Annotated in this window: 16 protein-coding genes, 1 tRNA gene and 1 pseudogene; 8 read left to right on the plus strand and 10 right to left on the minus strand. The window is 63.1% G+C overall.

Translation table 11 applies throughout. The features are described 5' to 3' along the window. Positions 1-16: 16 nt before the first annotated feature. The 3 genes from pstB to AOZ07_RS00645 all read left to right on the plus strand — a co-directional run bounded on the left by pstB (position 17) and on the right by AOZ07_RS00645 (position 1662). Positions 17-796: a phosphate ABC transporter ATP-binding protein PstB gene (pstB, locus tag AOZ07_RS00635; RefSeq protein ID WP_028268887.1), complete on the plus strand. Its 780-nt coding sequence runs from the start codon at positions 17-19 to the stop codon at positions 794-796. 210 nt (positions 797-1006) lie between these two features. Beyond that, positions 1007-1465 (plus strand): hypothetical protein, encoded by a 459-nt coding sequence (locus tag AOZ07_RS00640; protein ID WP_060700239.1) that lies wholly within the window; start codon positions 1007-1009, stop codon positions 1463-1465. After that, a complete protein-coding gene (locus AOZ07_RS00645) occupies positions 1465-1662 on the plus strand; it encodes a helix-turn-helix transcriptional regulator (RefSeq protein ID WP_060700240.1) in 198 nt (65 codons plus the stop codon). Before AOZ07_RS00640 ends, AOZ07_RS00645 begins: the two co-directional genes overlap by 1 nt. Here AOZ07_RS00645 and AOZ07_RS00650 read toward each other — a convergent pair. The 4 genes from AOZ07_RS00650 to AOZ07_RS00665 all read right to left on the minus strand — a co-directional run bounded on the left by AOZ07_RS00650 (position 1659) and on the right by AOZ07_RS00665 (position 5483). Next, entirely contained in the window at positions 1659-2687 is a 1029-nt protein-coding gene (locus AOZ07_RS00650; protein WP_060700241.1) for an inorganic phosphate transporter, read from the minus strand. The two genes, AOZ07_RS00645 and AOZ07_RS00650, sit on opposite strands and share 4 nt — an antisense overlap. Positions 2688-2692: 5 nt before the next feature. Then, a complete protein-coding gene (locus tag AOZ07_RS00655) occupies positions 2693-3322 on the minus strand; it encodes a hypothetical protein (protein ID WP_060700242.1) in 630 nt (209 codons plus the stop codon). A gap of 221 nt (positions 3323-3543) precedes the next feature. Continuing rightward, entirely contained in the window at positions 3544-4755 is a 1212-nt protein-coding gene (locus AOZ07_RS00660) for an MFS transporter (protein ID WP_236995227.1), read from the minus strand. Positions 4756-4817: 62 nt separating this feature from the next. Further along, positions 4818-5483, minus strand: a complete 666-nt coding sequence (locus AOZ07_RS00665) for a hypothetical protein (RefSeq protein WP_060700243.1) — start codon at positions 5481-5483, stop codon at positions 4818-4820. Positions 5484-5643: 160 nt separating this feature from the next. On the opposite strand from AOZ07_RS00665, the gene AOZ07_RS00670 reads away from it, so the two are divergent. After that, a tRNA-Lys gene (locus AOZ07_RS00670) sits at positions 5644-5716 on the plus strand. Positions 5717-5938: 222 nt separating this feature from the next. On the opposite strand, the pseudogene AOZ07_RS00675 reads toward AOZ07_RS00670, so the two are convergent. The 6 genes and pseudogenes from AOZ07_RS00675 to AOZ07_RS00700 all read right to left on the minus strand — a co-directional run. Next, a pseudogene (locus AOZ07_RS00675) lies at positions 5939-6538 on the minus strand (dienelactone hydrolase family protein); the annotation flags it as partial. 11 nt (positions 6539-6549) lie between these two features. After that, entirely contained in the window at positions 6550-6801 is a 252-nt protein-coding gene (locus tag AOZ07_RS00680) for a hypothetical protein (RefSeq protein ID WP_060700245.1), read from the minus strand. 75 nt (positions 6802-6876) lie between these two features. Then, positions 6877-8481 carry an ABC-F family ATP-binding cassette domain-containing protein gene (locus AOZ07_RS00685; protein ID WP_060700246.1) on the minus strand — a complete coding sequence of 535 codons (1605 nt, stop codon included), beginning with the start codon at positions 8479-8481 and terminating at the stop codon, positions 6877-6879. Positions 8482-8765: 284 nt separating this feature from the next. Next, positions 8766-9467 carry a class I SAM-dependent methyltransferase gene (locus AOZ07_RS00690; RefSeq protein ID WP_060700247.1) on the minus strand — a complete coding sequence of 234 codons (702 nt, stop codon included), beginning with the start codon at positions 9465-9467 and terminating at the stop codon, positions 8766-8768. 59 nt (positions 9468-9526) lie between these two features. Next, complete coding sequence (locus AOZ07_RS00695; protein WP_060700248.1) at positions 9527-10498, minus strand: SRPBCC family protein; 972 nt, start codon at positions 10496-10498, stop codon at positions 9527-9529. Between the two features lie 11 nt (positions 10499-10509). Then, entirely contained in the window at positions 10510-10848 is a 339-nt protein-coding gene (locus tag AOZ07_RS00700; RefSeq protein ID WP_060703242.1) for an ArsR/SmtB family transcription factor, read from the minus strand. A 204-nt stretch (positions 10849-11052) separates the two neighbouring features. Between AOZ07_RS00700 and AOZ07_RS00705 the strand changes: the two genes are divergently transcribed. The 4 genes from AOZ07_RS00705 (at position 11053) to adh (ending at position 16381) form a co-directional block, all read left to right on the plus strand. Further along, positions 11053-11652 (plus strand): TetR/AcrR family transcriptional regulator, encoded by a 600-nt coding sequence (locus tag AOZ07_RS00705; protein ID WP_075972378.1) that lies wholly within the window; start codon positions 11053-11055, stop codon positions 11650-11652. After that, positions 11652-13430 (plus strand): alpha/beta fold hydrolase, encoded by a 1779-nt coding sequence (locus tag AOZ07_RS00710; protein WP_060700250.1) that lies wholly within the window; start codon positions 11652-11654, stop codon positions 13428-13430. The genes AOZ07_RS00705 and AOZ07_RS00710 overlap by 1 nt, the downstream gene beginning before the upstream one ends. 93 nt (positions 13431-13523) lie before the next feature. Further along, positions 13524-14744 carry a GAF domain-containing protein gene (locus AOZ07_RS00715; RefSeq protein ID WP_060700251.1) on the plus strand — a complete coding sequence of 407 codons (1221 nt, stop codon included), beginning with the start codon at positions 13524-13526 and terminating at the stop codon, positions 14742-14744. 113 nt (positions 14745-14857) lie between these two features. Further along, positions 14858-16381 carry an aldehyde dehydrogenase gene (gene adh, locus AOZ07_RS00720; protein ID WP_060700252.1) on the plus strand — a complete coding sequence of 508 codons (1524 nt, stop codon included), beginning with the start codon at positions 14858-14860 and terminating at the stop codon, positions 16379-16381. Positions 16382-16502: the final 121 nt, after the last annotated feature.

Genomic DNA, 16502 nt, shown 5'->3' on the forward strand with positions numbered 1-16502 from the left:
TTCCAAGGAATACATCATGGCAAAACGCATTGACGTCAACGATCTGAACGTCTACTACTCCAAGTTCCTCGCCGTCGAAGGCGTCTCGATCAACATCGAGCCAAAGTCCGTCACCGCTTTCATCGGACCGTCGGGCTGCGGCAAGTCCACCTTCCTGCGCACCCTGAACCGCATGCACGAAGTGATCCCCGGCGGCCGCGTCGAGGGCCAGGTGCTGCTGGACGGGGATGACCTCTACGGCGCCGGTGTCGACCCGGTGACCGTGCGCAGCCAGATCGGCATGGTCTTCCAGCGCCCGAACCCGTTCCCGACCATGTCCATCAAGGACAACGTGCTCGCCGGCGTGAAGCTGAACGGAACCAAGATCTCGCGCTCCGACGCCGATGACCTGGTGGAGAAGTCGCTGCGCGGCGCCAACCTGTGGAACGAAGTCAAGGACCGCCTGGACAAGCCGGGCTCGGGCCTCTCCGGCGGCCAGCAGCAGCGTTTGTGCATTGCCCGCACCATCGCCGTGAAGCCAGATGTGATCCTGATGGACGAGCCCTGCTCGGCACTGGACCCGATCTCGACCTTGGCCATCGAGGACTTGATCAACGAGCTGAAGAACGACTTCACCGTGGTGATCGTGACCCACAATATGCAGCAGGCGGCGCGCGTGAGCGACAAGACCGCATTCTTCAACATTGCGGGCACCGGCAAGCCGGGCAAGCTCATCGAGTTCAACGACACCACCGCCATCTTCTCCAACCCGGAGCAGAAGGCCACCGAAGACTACGTCTCCGGACGCTTCGGATAAAGATTTCGGATATCGCCGCTTCTTGAGCTGGCGATAGACGAACCGGAAGGGGGGTCTTCCGGGGATCCTGGAGGGGATCACCGCCAACGGCGCACCAATACTGGTGCGCCGTTGGTTTTTAATTCCTCGTGTAAAGCACCCTTGACCGTAAAGCAAGCTTGACAGTAAAGTAAGGTTTACATCAATTCGAATGGGAGCAATGGTGTGGAGATGAAAGCTGCAACTCAAAGCAAGTGGGGCCGTTCGCGCTTTGGCGGCGGCCCGGGAGCCCTGGTCGCGGCCAGCCTCGTCACTGGCGTGGTGCTGTCCGCTGGCGCCGGCGTGCTGTTCGCCCGGCTCAATGCCCCGGATCATTTCATGCTGGCAGCATTGATCATGGCCGCAGGTTTGCTGCCGGTGATTTCAACAGCCTGCTGGGCATTGCTGCTGGACCGGAACACCTTGCGCGGCGCCACAAGAAATCCGGAGATATCGGTGGAGAGCCAATGGCATGACAAGGCGGCCGTCGGGGTATTCCAGGATCTGCTGATCGTGTGCGGCCTTGGTGCAGCGCTGTTTTCATTCATTCCGGTAGCCGTCTCGCTGGGTCTGGCCCTAGCCGGCATGGTCCTCGTGGCCATGGTGGATTTCGCGGTCCGCTACCTGCTGATTAAGCGAGCCGAAGGCTAATGGAGAACAACCTCGGCGACTACCGCAAGGAGCACGGATTCTCGCAGCAGGCGCTAGCCGACCAGCTCGGTGTATCCCGGCAGACGATCATCTCCCTGGAAAAAGGGCGCTACGACCCGTCTTTGCCCCTCGCCTTCAAGCTTGCCGCGGTGTTCAACTGCCGCATCGAGGACCTGTTCAGCCCCGGCGAGCACTAGCCTGCAGCAAACAGCGGGCGCACCGCCAGGGTGAGGATCGCCCCGCCGGCAACACAGGCAACGGGTGTCAAAAGCCAGTGCCGGAACACCCTGAGCACGTTGCGCCACACGACCGATTCAAAGGCCTGGTTCCGTCCGGCACCGACGATGCCGCTGGTTACCGACTGGTTCGTGGACAGCGGCAGGTGAAGCACGAGCGAACCCACAAAAAGCATTACGGCGGCAACGCCCTGGGCGATCATGCCGCGCAGCGGATCAAAATTCACCAGGCGGCGGCCCAGCGTGTAGGTAATCCGCCATCCGCCCAGAAGCACACCAAAGCTCAAGGCGAACGCCGCGGAAAGCTGGATGGCCAGGGTCACCGGGCCCGGATCCATCGCCCGGCCAGTAATCAGCACCAGGCTCAACAGGGCGGCGGTGCGCTGGCCATCTTGGAGCCCAAGGCCCAGGGCCACGGCCCCGGCCGCGACAGCCTGCCCCGCGCGGGAACCTTCATTCACCGATCGCGAGGTGTTGTAGCGCAGCAGCCTGGTCGCCGGGAACACCAGCAGATACGAGAGCGTGTAGGCGATCACCGAGGCGAGCAGCATCGGAAGAATCACCGAGGAGAGCAGCAGCCCCCACGCGTTGGACACCGACTGGTCGCCCATCAACGCCGAAGCGCCGCTGCCACCGACCAAGGCTGAAAGCAGGGCATGGGTGGAACTGATCGGCAGGCCGCGCCACCAGCAGTAGATGCCCCACGCCCCTGCCACCAGCAGGCTGCAAATCAGCAGTTTCAACCCTAGAACGCCCTCGGGCACATTGAAGTTCAATTCCTGCACCAGGGCCACGCTCAGCCCCGAGGTGCCCATGGTGCCCAGGAAGGCAAAAAGGGCCGCCACGGACACCGCAATGCCCGGGCGCAGCGCCCGGGTCCTGACCGAGGCTGCGACCGCGGTGGAAGCATCACGCATGCCGTTGAGCACCGCGTAGGCCAGGGTCAGCACGAGCGCGACCGCGGTGAGCACCGAAATGAGGGTCATGGGCCTTAGGACTCCTTGACCAGCACGCGGCCGAGGTGATCGGCGAACTGGCGCAGGGTGTTGGCGGTCAGCATCAGCTGGTCAGCAACCAGCTGATGCCGATGAATGGTGCTTGCCTTGGAAAAATTGGCGATCTCATGGCCCCACACCAGATGGGTGCGCGAGGCGCGCTTGGAGAACTGCAGCATCTGCAGCCAATGATCTTCCAGGTCATCAAGGTTGTTCAGCCGCTGCACCGCATCGGAGGCCAGTTCCGCGAGCTGCGAGATCAATTCCAGCTGCTCCGAGGAACGCTCCGAGAGCGGGGTGGAGCCAACGGTCATGATCAGCTCGCCGGTGCCGCGCAGATGCTCCATGGTTTCGTGCAGGAAGCGCGAGAGCGCATACATGTCCTCGCGCGGCAGCGGGCTGACATAGCTGGTTCGCAGGTGGGTCATCACCGCGTGCACCAGGTCGGAAGCTTCGGCCTCGGCGCCGGCCAGATCACGCAGGCGCTCGGAACGGGTGCTCGGGCTGCCGATCATTTCGGCCACGCTCTCCACCGATCCACGGATAGTGGTGGTCAACGCGCGAAGCAGCTCGATGCCACGCGAGGAGGAGGGAAAGACCTGGAACTTCACTTTTGGGCGCACCATTCGGATCGACTGCTTCGGGTACCAACGCAGAACAGTTTACGACGTGGAAGTTAACGCCGGGGTTTGATGATGTCGGACCGGGAACGCCTCTCGGCGGAAGGCCGCTCGAAGCGGCAGAATTTTGGAGCCCGGGGTTACCAGCGGCCCGACACCGCTACCTAGTTTTCTCGCCCAACGCCCCTGCTGTCAACCACAGCGGCCGGTGCGTGCGTTTTCTCACGCTAATGGCGCAGATTCTTTTCTGCCCCGCTCAAGCACAATAGCGCGCAACAGAACCACACCGCGCCAGCCGGCCCCAAGCCGGCGGCCACGGTGCTCGAAATCACCGGCAAAGCCACTTGTCCGAGCCGGTTTCCCATCAATCGCACGGCCAACGCCGCACCTCGGTCCACCGGTGGCACCGAGGTGGAAATCATCGTCATTGTCATCGGCTGGCCCAGCCCCAGGAAGAAGCCGCCAATGAGCAAGGCGAGGCCGGAAGCCCACAGCACGTCGATGAAGACCGGGGCCAGCGCGATGGAAACCCCGGCGACATACAGGCTGGTCACCAGCAAATCCCGGCGCTCGAAATGCGCGGAGAGTTTCGGGATGAACAACCTGGACACCACCGAGGCGCAACCCCGGATGGCCAAAAGCACACCGACTGCAGCCGGTGTGACGTTATGTTTCTCGGCGACCAGCGGCAGGAAAGCGGTGAGGATGTCCAGCATGGACAGCAGCGTCATCGACGCGAAGATATGCGATGCCATGCCCTTGATCCGCAGCACCGAGCCAATTGACGCCGAGGAGCGCTCCGGTGAGGTAGCCGACACCGACTTGGAAACCCGCGGCTGCCAATTCGGGAGCAGGAACGGCACCGCCAGCAATGCGGCGCCCATGCCGATCCACAAGGACAGGCTGATATCCGCGATTCGTTCCGCCGACACGGCATCGGTGCCCGAACCCAGCACCATGCCGGCGATCAGCGGGCCGATGAACTGCCCGGCGGCATAGGCGGCGGTAAACCAGCCGAAGCCCTTGTCAAGGTCGCTGTCCGGGAAATACCGGGCAATGGAGGACTGGCCGCCGATGGTGAACATCAAATGCCCCAAGCCCAGCACGGCGCTGGCCAGTGCCACCGCCAGCGCGTTGGGGGCGAGATTAATGCCCAGGCCGCCAACGGCGATGAGACCCACGCCGGCGACCATCAGGAATCGAATCCGGCGGATGCGCGAACTGACCCGACCCAGCATCATGGCGGTGAACAGCGGAAGGATCGCGTAGGCTGCGGTCACCGCGCCCACGGTGAAGGAACCTGAACCGAAGGAGATGAGCTTATAGGTGGTGACCGGCCGAACGAGGTTCAATGCGGTCTGCGAAAGCAGCCCGGTGGCGATCAGGATCACCAGCCAGCGCATGATCCCCGAAGAGCTCGCTTTCGATCCGGCGACCACGCGCACCTGCCTAAAATTGCGGGACTAGTTCCTCATCCATCCTAGAACTCCGATCCGGGATTTCAGTCCAACGCGTCTTGCCGCCACAGCCGGGCACAAATTTCCAGGTCGTCGGCGGTCTTGCTCAAGGCCCGGGCTTGCTGGGTCAGCTTGGTCCCGCGTTCGCTATTGGACAGGTCAGCGGCGTCTGCGTGCTCGGTCATGCCCAGCACCAGCACCCGGCAATAAGCCGCGGTGCGTTCCAGCGCGTGGGCAAAGTCTCCATCAAAAGCGCCGGAAAGAATCGACCCGGTCATCTTCTTCAGCTCTTCAGCCGTCGGCGGCTCGGCAACGCCGGCAACGATGCGTTCCACCTGCGCGCGGTGGGCACCGGCTTGGAAGCGGGCCGAGTGCACTTCGGGCTTGCCCATGGTCGCCGCGCGTACTGCGTACAGCCTCCACAGGGCCCCGGGCAGCGAATGGGCCGGCGCCTCGCTCCACAGCTCAGCCAGGACTTCCAGGCCCTCGTCTTCTGCCACCGCGATCAGCCGGTGGGACACTTCCGGATCATTGTTCTCGATGCCCCGGCGCACAAAGGCCTGGGCTGAAAGGTGGGCGGCTTCCGAAACGCGCGCCGGATCGGCCCCGCCTTCGTAGGGCTCGAATTCCTCTGGCGCGAATGGGCGTGGTTTGTGATGGCGGTATCCGGCATCCTGGGCAACTTTAGATCCTGCGCGTGCACCTTTCATGGGCTCAAGAATACTCGCTGAACCTTGGTGCTTCGTTAACGGGTGTTGCGCCTCATATCGCCCGGGATTCAGCAGGTTTTAACGCCAGCGCACCGGCGGAAACCGCCGATTAATACTCATGCGGTTCCATCGGGTAGTATGGATTTTGGCCTTGTGCCGTGCGCCTTTAGCTCAGCTGGTAGAGCACTGGACTTTTAATCCATTGGTCGCGGGTTCGATCCCCGCAGGGCGCACAAAAAATGAAATAGGATCCAGCTTGCTCCTGCAAGCTGGATCCTATTTCGTCTTAACAGCGGGGCTGGGGAGGCCGCCCAGCCAGATGGGCCAACAACGGGTGCTTTGGTGCATTTTGAGCGTCCCGGATATAAGAGCCTGAATCAGCGGGCAACCTTGGAGCCGCCGATTCGCCATTGGCCGCCCAAGCTCATCTTCAGGAACTTCGGCGTCCCCAGCACTCAGGCGTAGGGCTCCAGGAACTTGATCATGCGCTCCATGACCAAGGCGCGAGCTTCGGGGTCGTGGGAACGCAACGAGCTATCGGTAAACAGGTGCTTGTTTCCGGGGTAGGTGAACAGCTGGGCCAGCTCCCGGCCTTCGCCTTGCGCAAAGTCCTGCGCCGCTTCCAGATCGCCTTCCTTGGCGAAGAATGGATCCTCGTCCATGCCATGGATCTGCACCGGAACATTTTCCGGCCATGGGCCGAAGCTCCATTCAGCGTCCAGGCCCACAAAGGATTCGAGCAGGATGGCGGCTACCGCCCCGGGACGCTGCTGCGCGCACTGCTGGGCCAGCGCTGCGCCCCACGAAGTGCCGATGTAGACCAGTTCTTCGGGCAATTTGCTGAACAGCTTGTCAACGCGTTCCTGGATCTTGTCTTCGCTGAGCTTGTTGGCCATGCGGATGCCGGCCTCAAGATCCTTGGGCAGCTTGCCCGCGAACAGGTCCAGGGTGTGAACCGCATGCCCCGCGGCACGCAATTGCGCTGCCATTGCCTGGACTCCGGGGGTAAGCCCTTGGACGTGGTGGAACAAGACAATGGTTGCCATGGCAGTACTCCTAGGGGTCTCTAGCGTTCGTCGACGAGATTGTTGATGCGCCGGGGCAGATGCTCAAGAGCTGCATCCCAGCCGGGCATTTGGCTGTTGATTTCCACGCTGTAGCCCTCAACCAGCATGAATTCAGCGCAGGTGAGGGCATCCTGGCCGGAGCCGGTTTCATAGATGAAGGCGCGTTTGATGTCCTGCCAGAGCAGGGTTGCGGACTGGTCGATCACGAGGCCGGTATTGACGACTTCGACGGTGCGCTGGGGATAGGACATGGTCAACTTGCTTTCGGGGTCCTCGGCGGTGTGCTTTGAACAAGTCTAGACCGGCAGCACACCGCCGTGGGGGAATCATGCCGGATTCGGGTAGGACTTCACCAAGCTCCCATGCGGGCCTACCTCCAGCAAATAGTCCAGATCCAGCTGCGACAAGAAATGCTGATCGTGGCTGACCACCAGCAACGCACCCTTGTAGGCGCCCAGCGCTTCGCCGAGCTGGCGCACGCTGTCCATATCCAGATTATTCGTGGGCTCGTCGAGGATGAGCAGCTGCGCGGCGGGTTCTGCCAGCAGCAGCGTCGCCAGATATACCCGGAAGCGCTCGCCGCCGGAAAGCACCGCCAGCGGCCGGTCGGCGCTGGAGCCGCGCAACAGCAACCGGGCCAGCATGTTGCGCACGTGATTCGCGGTGGCCTTGGGCGCCACGGCGGCCACATTGTCCATGGCGCTCAACTCCTCGTCCAAGCCGTCCAAGCGCTGGGGCAGATATCCAATCCGGTCCAGGAAGAGCTTTCCGCCCAGCGAGGGCCCGGCATCAACTCCTGCGAGCATCGCCTTGAGCAGCGTGGTTTTCCCCGAGCCGTTGGGTCCGACAAGGCCCACTCGTTCTGCTCCCTGGATGATGAACTGGCGATCGGCCGAACCGAGCATCGCCACTTGCTTGCCCGAGGGCAGCAGCGGATCGGCCAACTCGATGTTGATGTGCTCGACCTGCCGCACCCGCTGATCGGCATCATCGAGCCTGGCTTGGGCGGAATCGACCTTGCCATCCAGGTTGGAGCGCATCTTTCCCGCGTTGGCCTCGGATTTCTGGCGAAGGTGGTTGGCCAGGATCTTGGGCATTCCGCCGGAAAGCTGGACGGCCCGTCCCTGGCGCTTGGCGCGCGCCAGCTTCGTTTCCGCTTCGACCCGCTGGCGCTTTTCCACCTTCAAGGATGCCTGGGCGGTTCTGGCTGCCTGCTGCGCCGCCTGCTGCTCGGTTTCGAGCTGCTCGCGGTAGGCGCTGAAGGGGCCGCCGAAAACACTGAGCTCCCCGTCGTGCAGCTCCACCGTATGCTCCATGAGCTCGAGCAGCTCGATATCGTGGCTCACCACGACCAAGGTGCCCTTCCACGTGCGCACCATATCGTAGAGCAGCTCACGGGTCGGCCGATCGAGGTTATTCGTGGGTTCGTCGAGCAGCGTGATGGGCGAGTCCGCCAGGCGCAGGCCGAGCACAGCCAGCAGCATTGTTTCCCCGCCCGATAACGTGGCTATCCCGCGGCCCAGGTCCAGGCCGTCAAAGCCCAACGGAGCCAGCTCAGCCCGAACCCGGGCTTCCACATCCCAATTCGCGCCGACCGCATCGAAATCCGCCGGATCGACACTGCCCGATTCGATGGCTTCGATCGCGGCCAGGACTCGATGAATCCCGAGCAGCTGCGCGACGGTGGTGTCCTGCTCCAAAGCGAGGGTTTGCGGAAGATAGCCCAGTGGCGCGTTGGCTTCCGCGGTTCCGCTGGTGGGCCGCAACTGCCCGGCGATCAATTTCAGCAACGTCGACTTGCCGCTGCCGTTGGCGCCGATCAATCCGGTCCGGCCGGAGGGAAATGTGCCGTCCACATGGGCCAGGGCGCGTTCCCCCGAGGGCCAGGCGAAACTGAGGTTCTTCAGGGTGATAGGTGGTGTCATAGACATGCAGGGTCCTCCTACGATTGTGCAGGGGCCGCCGGCTAGGGGAATCACGGAACTGGCTCAACCTTCAAGGGGAGCCGAAAAGAAATGGATACCGAAGCCGGTAGCCGAAATGAACAAGGTGCACCGGTCAGATTCGGCGCGTGGTCATTGGCTGGCTTAGTAGGTATCCATGCCATCGAGTGTAGCAGGCAGGATTTCGGCTCGTAACCCCCGGCCGGCGCTTAACGGCATTCGGCCCGCATCCATGGGTGGATGCGGGCCGAAAAGCCAAAGCTGCGGAAGGCCTACTTGAAGGCGCGGTGCACCGCGACGATGCCGCCGGTCAGATTGCGGTATTCCACATTCTTCCAGCCGACGTTGAGGAATTTGGCGCCCAGGTCTTCCTGGTTCGGCCACGCCGCGATGGATTCGGCCAGGTAGGCGTACGCGGTCGGGTTTGGCGATACCAGGTAGCCCAGCGCCGGGATGACGCGCGGCAGGAATTGCTGGTAGGCCACCTTGATCGGGGCCACCGTCGGGGTGGAGAACTCGGCGACGACGATGCGCCCGCCAGGCTTGGTCACGCGGCGCATTTCGGACAGCGCCTTTTCGGTGTCGTCGATATTGCGCAGCCCATAGGAAATGGTGACCGCATCAAAGGTGCCATCCTCGAAGGGCAGCTCGTGGGCGTCGCCGTAGACGAAGTCCAGCTGCGGGTAGCGCTTGCGCCCCTCGGCGAGCATGCCGTTGGACATGTCGCAGGCGGTCACCTTCGCGCCGGCCTCGGCCAGCGGGACCGAGGAGGTTCCGGTGCCGGCGGCCAGGTCGAGGATGCGCTCGCCGGGCTTCGGCGCGATGGCCTCGGTGGTGATCTTGCGCCAGTAGTTCACAATGCCGCCGGTCATCAAGGTATTGAGCAAGTCGTAGCGTGGAGCCAGCTTGTCGAACATGTCCTGAACCTGGTCGGCCTTCTTGTCCAGGCCTGCGCGCGCGTTGTGAGAACTCATGATTCCAAGTGTTTCATATTTGCGCGCGCCTCGGCGCCGGATGTGGGGCGAATCGCCAACTAGAGGATCGATTCGAGCCGGGCGTAGCTTGCCTCCATTCCGTCGGTCATTCCGGTGGCGAGCACCATGTCGCGGGTTTGCGCGTCCGGGTAGGTGATGAGGACGGTCAGCAGGGTGCCGCCCTCGTTGGGTGTCAGCGTCAGCTCGTTCACCGTGGCCGGGTACTGCGTGTCGATCATTTGCTCCGTGGTCCGCTCGTAGGACCGGGGCAGCGTTTCGAGCACGGTTCCGGTGAATCCAAAGCCCGAGCCGGCCTCGGTCGAGAGCGGTTCCCACCAGTATCGGTAGGTTTCCCCGGCCTCTTGCGCCGTCACGCATTCGGCCATCTGCCATCCGTCAGGGCCGAGCATCCAGCGCTTCATGAGCTGCTCGTCATGGTGGGCCCGCCAGACTTGCTCGACCGTCCCGCGAACCAGGCGGGTGATGCGCACCTGCGTGTCCGACAGGATCTGCGTATCGGTGCCGAAATTCTGGGCGTAGTTGCGCAGGTCCATGAGGACCTGTTCGATCTGGCTCATGGCCGAACGGGTGCCATCGATCATGCCCATTTCCACGACCTGTTCCAGTTCCTCGGCGGAATCGAAGGCGGCGGTAATGGTCAGTTTTGATCCTTCGGCGGTCGGGTCGAAGGAAAAGACCATGCGGTTGACCGGCAAATCGGAGTTCGGGGTGCCATCGGCATGTGCAAAGCCGTCGCTGACTTCGAAGAATTTGTGCTCGACGACTTCGTGCCAGAGCCAATAGCCGTGGAACTCTTCGCCTTCGGGCGAGGTCATGTGGTAGTTGGAACGGCCGCCGGGCGTTGCATCGTGGCGGGTGAACGTTGCCGGGTATTCGACCGGTCCCCAGAACTTCTCGATCTGCCGGGCGTCCAGGTAGGCGTCCCAGAGCCGGGAAACCTTGACCGGGAATTCAGCGTGGACGGTGAGCGAGAGTGCTTCGGGATCTTTGACTACGGATGTGACAGGCATGGGAATGCTCCTTATGTGTCCTCGTCGGCGAGGAAATCATCGAGCCGGCTGATGCGCTGGCGCCAGATGTCTTCGAGGGAAGAGAGTAGTTCTTGTGCGTGCCGGATGGTGTCCGGCTGCCCGCGAACTATGCGTTCGCGGCCACGTGCGATTTTTATGACCAGGCCAGCGGCCTCCAGTGCTGCGACGTGTTTCTGGACGGCCGCAAAAGACATGTCGTAGCTTGCGGCAAGTTCCGAAACGCTCACCTCGGCGTGAAGGGTCCGCCGCACGATATCTCGTCGTGTGGCATCGGCCAAGGCGCGGAAGACCTTGTTTGTCTGTTCTTCGCTCAACTCATATACAACCATTTGGTTGTATATTACCCCCATGATGCGGCGCGAGTAAAGGGGTGGAGCAAAATTGATTGCCAATAGTCCACTTGTCACCTATATTTCTTAGCGGGAAATAGATGACTTGTCTCCCATCGGGTAGTGGTCCAGGACTATTGCGCCGCACGAGCCGCTCGCGAGGCCGGATTGCCAAAATATATAGACTGGTCTATTTTTAACTCCATGACTTCCAAAGGGGACCTCACCAAGGCACGGCTCGCGCAGTCCATGCTTGAACTCATCCAGGCCAGCGGCTACAGCGGCACCGGCCTCAACGCCGTGATCGAGCACGCCTCAGCACCAAAGGGATCGGTCTATTTCCACTTTCCCGATGGGAAGGAGGAGCTGGGGGTCGCCGCGGTAGCACTGGCCGCCAAGCAATTCGAGGCCATGATCATCCAGGCTGCCCAGAGCGCAGGCGGTGCTGGCGAAGCGGCCAAGCTCGCTATCCAAGCGCTGGCCGCGATCATCAGCGACAGCGGCTTCCGCTTAGGCTGCCCGGTCTCGGTGGTGACCTTGGAAATGGGGGATTCAAGCGAACGCCTGCGGCAGGCCTGCGCCACAGCTTTCGAATCATGGATCGCCCCGACCGCCGCCCTGCTCGAAGCCGACGGGGTGGATCGCGCTCAAGCAAAGTCCCTTGCAACGGTGATCGTCTCGACCATCGAAGGGGCGGCCATCCTTTCCCGGGCGATGAAAAACACGCAGCCGCTGCTGGCTGCGGCGGACGCCGTAGGGGAGCTCATCGGCCTGCGCCGCCAGGGCGAAGGGACACAAAGCTGATGCACGGCACGGATTTTCGCCGGGTACTGGTCTTCGGGGCATCGGGGCTGATCGGACGGCACCTCATCCTTGCCCTGCTGGAAGCCGGAGCGCAGGTGACAGCAGCCGTCCGGAGTCCTGAATCTGCAGCAAGGCTCAAAAAATGGCTGGACCTGCACGGCGCGGCACCAGGGATCAAGACGGCGATCGTAGACTTCGGCGCCCCCGAAATCCTGGCCGGCGGACCGGCAGCGTTCGCCGATATCACCGAAATCCACAATTGCGCCGGAACCTACCGATTCGGCATGAGCGCGCAAGAAGCCCGCAGCGCCAACGTCGGCATCGTCGAGAAGCTGATGGATTTTGCCGCAGCGCTGCCTGAGCTGCAGCGCATCGTGCATATCTCCGGATATCGCGTTGGCGGGCAGGATCCCTCGCTCGCTGGGTGGTCGCAAGAGCGCCGCGATCGGCTCTACCGGACACTTGGCGCGTACGAAGCCTCCAAGGTGGAGTCCGACGCGGTATTCCAGGCTCTGGGCAACGAACGCGGAATTCCTTGGAGCATCCTCAATCCGGCGAGCGTCATCGGCCACAGCATTACCGGGGAAACAGATCAGCACATTGGGCTGGCCAGCACCATTGAACAACTCTGGGAAGGGAAAACCGCTGCCCTGCCCGCAGGCGACTCGACTTTCCTGCCGGTGCTCACCGTCGACTACATGGCCGCGTTCATGCAGGCCGTGGCTATCGCGCCGGAGGCAATCGGCACATCCTATTGGCTGTTGGATGACGCCACCGCGCCGCTGGGGCAACTGCTGGCCAGCACCGGCCGCCATCTTGGCGCGAAAGTTCCCAAGCTGCGCTTGCCCGTGGGGCTTATCAAGGCGCTTCCTTCATGGATTACCAAAGCCGATCCGGAAACGCTGCATTTCATGTCCGCGGATCGCTATCCGACCGGGCCCGCGATCGAATTCGCCAACCGGCATGGACTCCAGATGCCTGATGCCGGCCTCTCGCTGGAGCGCTGGGCCGACTATCTGGCCGCACACCGATTCGGAGCCGCACCAGCTGATGCACGCCGCTTTGTCGATGTCGGGGGAGTGAAAACCTTTGAACTGGGCGACCGCGAGGCGCGCAAGTTGATCTTCCCTGGACTTCCGGTGAATGCCGATACGTGGGCCGGCGTGGCCCAGGGAATTGGAGGAAGGGCCGTTGACCTGCCAGGCCTTGGGCTCAGTGGCGGGAAGGGCATCGCGGATTGGGACCGCTGGCTCGCCGCCCTTCTGGAAGGTGGCCCGGTGGACCTGATCGGGCACTCCATCGGAGCAGCCGCCGCGGTGCTCGCCGCCGATCAGCACCCAGGCAAGGTCCGCTCCTTGACCTTGGTCGCGCCGTTCTTCTTGCAAGGGCCCGCAGACAGGACGGCGAAGATCCAGCCGCTGGTTCGAAGCTATTTGCGCCATGCCAGCGCGGCACGGCTCTCCCGCCAATTGACCGGAAGCGCGGCGAGCTGCGCGGCCTTGGCCACCAGCGCCAGCGATCTGTTGCGAAGTTCCGCCGCAGCGGCAGCTGCGCACCTGGCCCTGGCAAGTTCCGGGCAATGGCGCGGGGAATTGCGGGAGGCGCTCGATCGCTATGACGGGCCGCTGAGCGTGATCTGGGGAACCGATGACCCGTTGCTGCCCTCGGCAATCGAGCATCTGGAGTCCAGGCCCGAGGTGGAACTGCAGGCCCTTCCCTCCGCGGGGCACCACCTGCAGCTCACCCACGAGGATGCCCTGGTCGACCTGTTGAAGTAGCGGCTGGAACTGGGCTCTTCTCAAGTTCCCGCCCTTCGCCTAGTCTGGTGGGAACCGCACAGAACCATCTTTCCAGCGAAGTGAAGGGGGAGCATGGGCGCGTCAGCCATCGACTGGTCCAACGCAAATCTGCGTGCGCAAAAAGCCCGCGAGCTGCTCTCCTCGAAGGAAGCTGGAATCAGCGACCTCCCGTTGCGCAATGACGTGCGGGAATCCTGGAGGCGGTCGCTGGCCCAAGCGAGCTCAGTCCAGGGCCCGCCGGTATTGAGCAATGACAGGCTGCGCCTTGCGCGTGAACGCAGCGAGCTGCAGCGGATCTGGCCCGTGTTCGAGAAACTGCTGGTCCCGGCCGCGACCGATGCCAACCTTCTGGTCGCCCTCGCTGACGCCGGGGGAACCTTGCTGTGGGTGGCGGGAAGCAATGGCTCGATGAGCCAAGCCGAGCATGTGGGCTTCACGGCCGGTGCCGACTGGGCGGAACAGTCCGTGGGCACCTCCGCGCCCGGCATGGCATTGGCCACTGGTTCCGGATCGCAGGTTTCAGGGGCGGAGCATCTGTATGAGCAGGCCCAGCAGTACAGCTGTTCGGCTGTGCCCATTCGGGATCCGCGCACCGGACAGGTGATTGGCGCCATCGACCTGACCGGTGGGCCGGAGGCCATCGCAACGCACTCGCTGCCGCTTTTGCAAGCGGCCGTCATGGCGGCAGAAACCCAGCTGCTGCTTCCCGGGGCCGGGGTGGTGGCCGATCCCGATTACCTGGACCTGGGCCGCCCGGACGGCGCGCACCTCGGATCCTGCCCCGTCTCCCTGCGCCACGCCGAGATCCTGGCGCTTTTGGCGCAGCATCGCGATGGCTTATCCAGCGCCCAGCTGGTTGACGAGCTTTTCGAGCGGCCAGATGCCGCCGCTGAAGGCACGGTCCGTGCCGAAATGGTCCGGCTGCGCAAGGTCCTGGCTTCATCCCCGGGCCGATCGCTGACCTCGCGCCCGTACCGGTTGCAATGGGAACTCCAAACGACCATCGGGCGCCTGTGGAGCGCGCTGGAAAGCGGCGATATCGAAACTGCCCTGCAGCTGTATTCCCCGGGAATGCTCGAGCGATCGCAAGCACCGGGCATCCTCGCCTTGCGCTACCGCGCAGAGGCCGCGCTGCGCGAACTGGTGATGGACCGGGGCAGCGCCCAGCAACTGCTGAATCTCGGCCGCCAACTCGCCGATTCCAATTTGCTGCGCGCCGCCTTGCGCGAGCTTCCCGCCAGCTCTCCAGCACGCTCGCTGATCGTGGCCGAGATCCAGGGGCTCGAAGCCTAGAGGCCCGGACTGGGTTGCAACCTGACTGCAACGTAGCTGTGGCTAAAGTCTCACTCAAGAGGCTGCGGGGCCGAATCCGCGGCATCAGGTACTGACAAAGGAGTCACGCAGCCATGAGCGTTTACGCAAACCCGAATACCGACGGCGCGCTGGTCGATTTCAAGCCGCGCTACGAGAACTACATTGGCGGGCAATGGGTCGCCCCGTCCAAGGGCATGTACTTCGAGAACGTCACCCCGGTGACCGGCAAGGTCTTCTGCGAGGTGGCCCGCTCCACCGCCGAGGACATCGAGATCGCCCTGGATGCGGCCCATGCGGCGGCTGGCGCCTGGGGCAAAACCAGCCCGGCGCAGCGCGCGGTGATCCTGAACAAGATCGCCGACCGCATCGAGGAGAACCTCGAAATGCTGTCCGTGGCCGAAACCTGGGACAACGGCAAGGCCATCCGCGAATGCCTGAACGCCGACCTCCCGCTGGCGGTGGACCACTTCCGCTACTTCGCCGGAGCCATCCGCGCCCAGGAGGGCAGCCTCTCCCAGCTGGACGATGACACCACCGCCTACCATTACCATGAGCCGCTGGGCGTGGTCGGGCAGATCATCCCGTGGAACTTCCCGCTGCTCATGGCCGTGTGGAAGCTCGCCCCGGCGCTGGCCGCCGGCAACGCGATCGTGCTCAAGCCCGCCGAGCAGACTCCGGTCTCCATCCTGGTGCTCATGGAACTGATCGGCGACCTGCTGCCCGCCGGCGTGCTCAACGTGGTCAACGGCTTCGGCGTGGAAGCGGGCAAGCCGCTGGCATCCAACAAGCGCATCCGCAAGATCGCCTTCACCGGCGAGACCACCACCGGCCGGCTGATCATGCAGTATGCCTCGGAGAACCTGATCCCGGTGACCCTGGAGCTGGGCGGCAAGTCCCCGAACATCTTCTTCGAGGACATCGCCGCCAAGGATGACGCCTTCTATGACAAGGCCCAGGAAGGGTTCACCCTGTTCGCGCTGAACCAGGGCGAGGTCTGCACCTGCCCATCGCGCGCGCTGATCCAGGAGAGCATCTACGAGCGCTTCATGGGAGATGTGGTGGCCCGCACCAAGGCCATCAAGCAGGGCCACCCGCTGGATACCGACACCATGATGGGTGCCCAGGCCTCCAACGACCAGCTGGAGAAGATCCTCTCCTACATGGAGATCGGCAAGGCCGAAGGCGCCAAGGTGCTGCTCGGCGGCGGGCGCGCGGATCTGGGCGGGGAACTGTCCGGAGGCTACTATGTACAGCCGACCATTTTCGAGGGCACCAATGACATGCGCATCTTCCAGGAGGAGATCTTCGGACCGGTGGTCGCGGTGACCAGGTTCAAGGACTACAACGACGCGATCTCCATCGCCAACGACACCCTCTACGGGCTGGGCTCGGGCGTGTGGAGCCGCAACGGCAACGTGGCCTACCGCGCCGGCCGGGCCATCCAGGCCGGACGCGTCTGGGTCAACCAGTATCACGCCTACCCGGCGCACTCGGCCTTCGGCGGGTACAAGTCCTCGGGCATCGGGCGCGAAAACCACCTGATGATGCTCGATCACTACCAGCAGACCAAGAACCTGCTTGTCTCCTACTCGGAGGACAAGCTCGGCTTCTTCTAAGCCGGAATAACTGCCACAGGCACTATCAAAAGTACGTAGACCTCAAAGGTGCGGGGTCAACACCGATAACAACCGGGACTCGATTAGCCTCATTTCCCGGAAGCTATCCGTTGCCCCGCAC

Source organism: Glutamicibacter halophytocola (genome assembly GCF_001302565.1).
GTDB classification, from domain to species: Bacteria; Actinomycetota; Actinomycetes; order Actinomycetales; family Micrococcaceae; genus Glutamicibacter; species Glutamicibacter halophytocola.

Excerpts from the sequence above, each read along its gene's own strand:
- pstB (WP_028268887.1), top strand. The coding sequence starts at position 17 with ATGGCAAAACGCATTGACGTCAACGATCTGAACGTCTACTACTCCAAG.
- AOZ07_RS00640 (WP_060700239.1), top strand. The coding sequence starts at position 1,007 with ATGAAAGCTGCAACTCAAAGCAAGTGGGGCCGTTCGCGCTTTGGCGGC.
- AOZ07_RS00645 (WP_060700240.1), top strand. The coding sequence starts at position 1,465 with ATGGAGAACAACCTCGGCGACTACCGCAAGGAGCACGGATTCTCGCAG.
- AOZ07_RS00650 (WP_060700241.1), bottom strand. The coding sequence starts at position 2,687 with ATGACCCTCATTTCGGTGCTCACCGCGGTCGCGCTCGTGCTGACCCTG.
- AOZ07_RS00655 (WP_060700242.1), bottom strand. The coding sequence starts at position 3,322 with ATGGTGCGCCCAAAAGTGAAGTTCCAGGTCTTTCCCTCCTCCTCGCGT.
- AOZ07_RS00665 (WP_060700243.1), bottom strand. The coding sequence starts at position 5,483 with ATGAAAGGTGCACGCGCAGGATCTAAAGTTGCCCAGGATGCCGGATAC.
- AOZ07_RS00680 (WP_060700245.1), bottom strand. The coding sequence starts at position 6,801 with ATGTCCTATCCCCAGCGCACCGTCGAAGTCGTCAATACCGGCCTCGTG.
- AOZ07_RS00685 (WP_060700246.1), bottom strand. The coding sequence starts at position 8,481 with ATGTCTATGACACCACCTATCACCCTGAAGAACCTCAGTTTCGCCTGG.
- AOZ07_RS00690 (WP_060700247.1), bottom strand. The coding sequence starts at position 9,467 with ATGAGTTCTCACAACGCGCGCGCAGGCCTGGACAAGAAGGCCGACCAG.
- AOZ07_RS00695 (WP_060700248.1), bottom strand. The coding sequence starts at position 10,498 with ATGCCTGTCACATCCGTAGTCAAAGATCCCGAAGCACTCTCGCTCACC.
- AOZ07_RS00700 (WP_060703242.1), bottom strand. The coding sequence starts at position 10,848 with ATGGTTGTATATGAGTTGAGCGAAGAACAGACAAACAAGGTCTTCCGC.
- AOZ07_RS00705 (WP_075972378.1), top strand. The coding sequence starts at position 11,053 with ATGACTTCCAAAGGGGACCTCACCAAGGCACGGCTCGCGCAGTCCATG.
- AOZ07_RS00710 (WP_060700250.1), top strand. The coding sequence starts at position 11,652 with ATGCACGGCACGGATTTTCGCCGGGTACTGGTCTTCGGGGCATCGGGG.
- AOZ07_RS00715 (WP_060700251.1), top strand. The coding sequence starts at position 13,524 with ATGGGCGCGTCAGCCATCGACTGGTCCAACGCAAATCTGCGTGCGCAA.
- adh (WP_060700252.1), top strand. The coding sequence starts at position 14,858 with ATGAGCGTTTACGCAAACCCGAATACCGACGGCGCGCTGGTCGATTTC.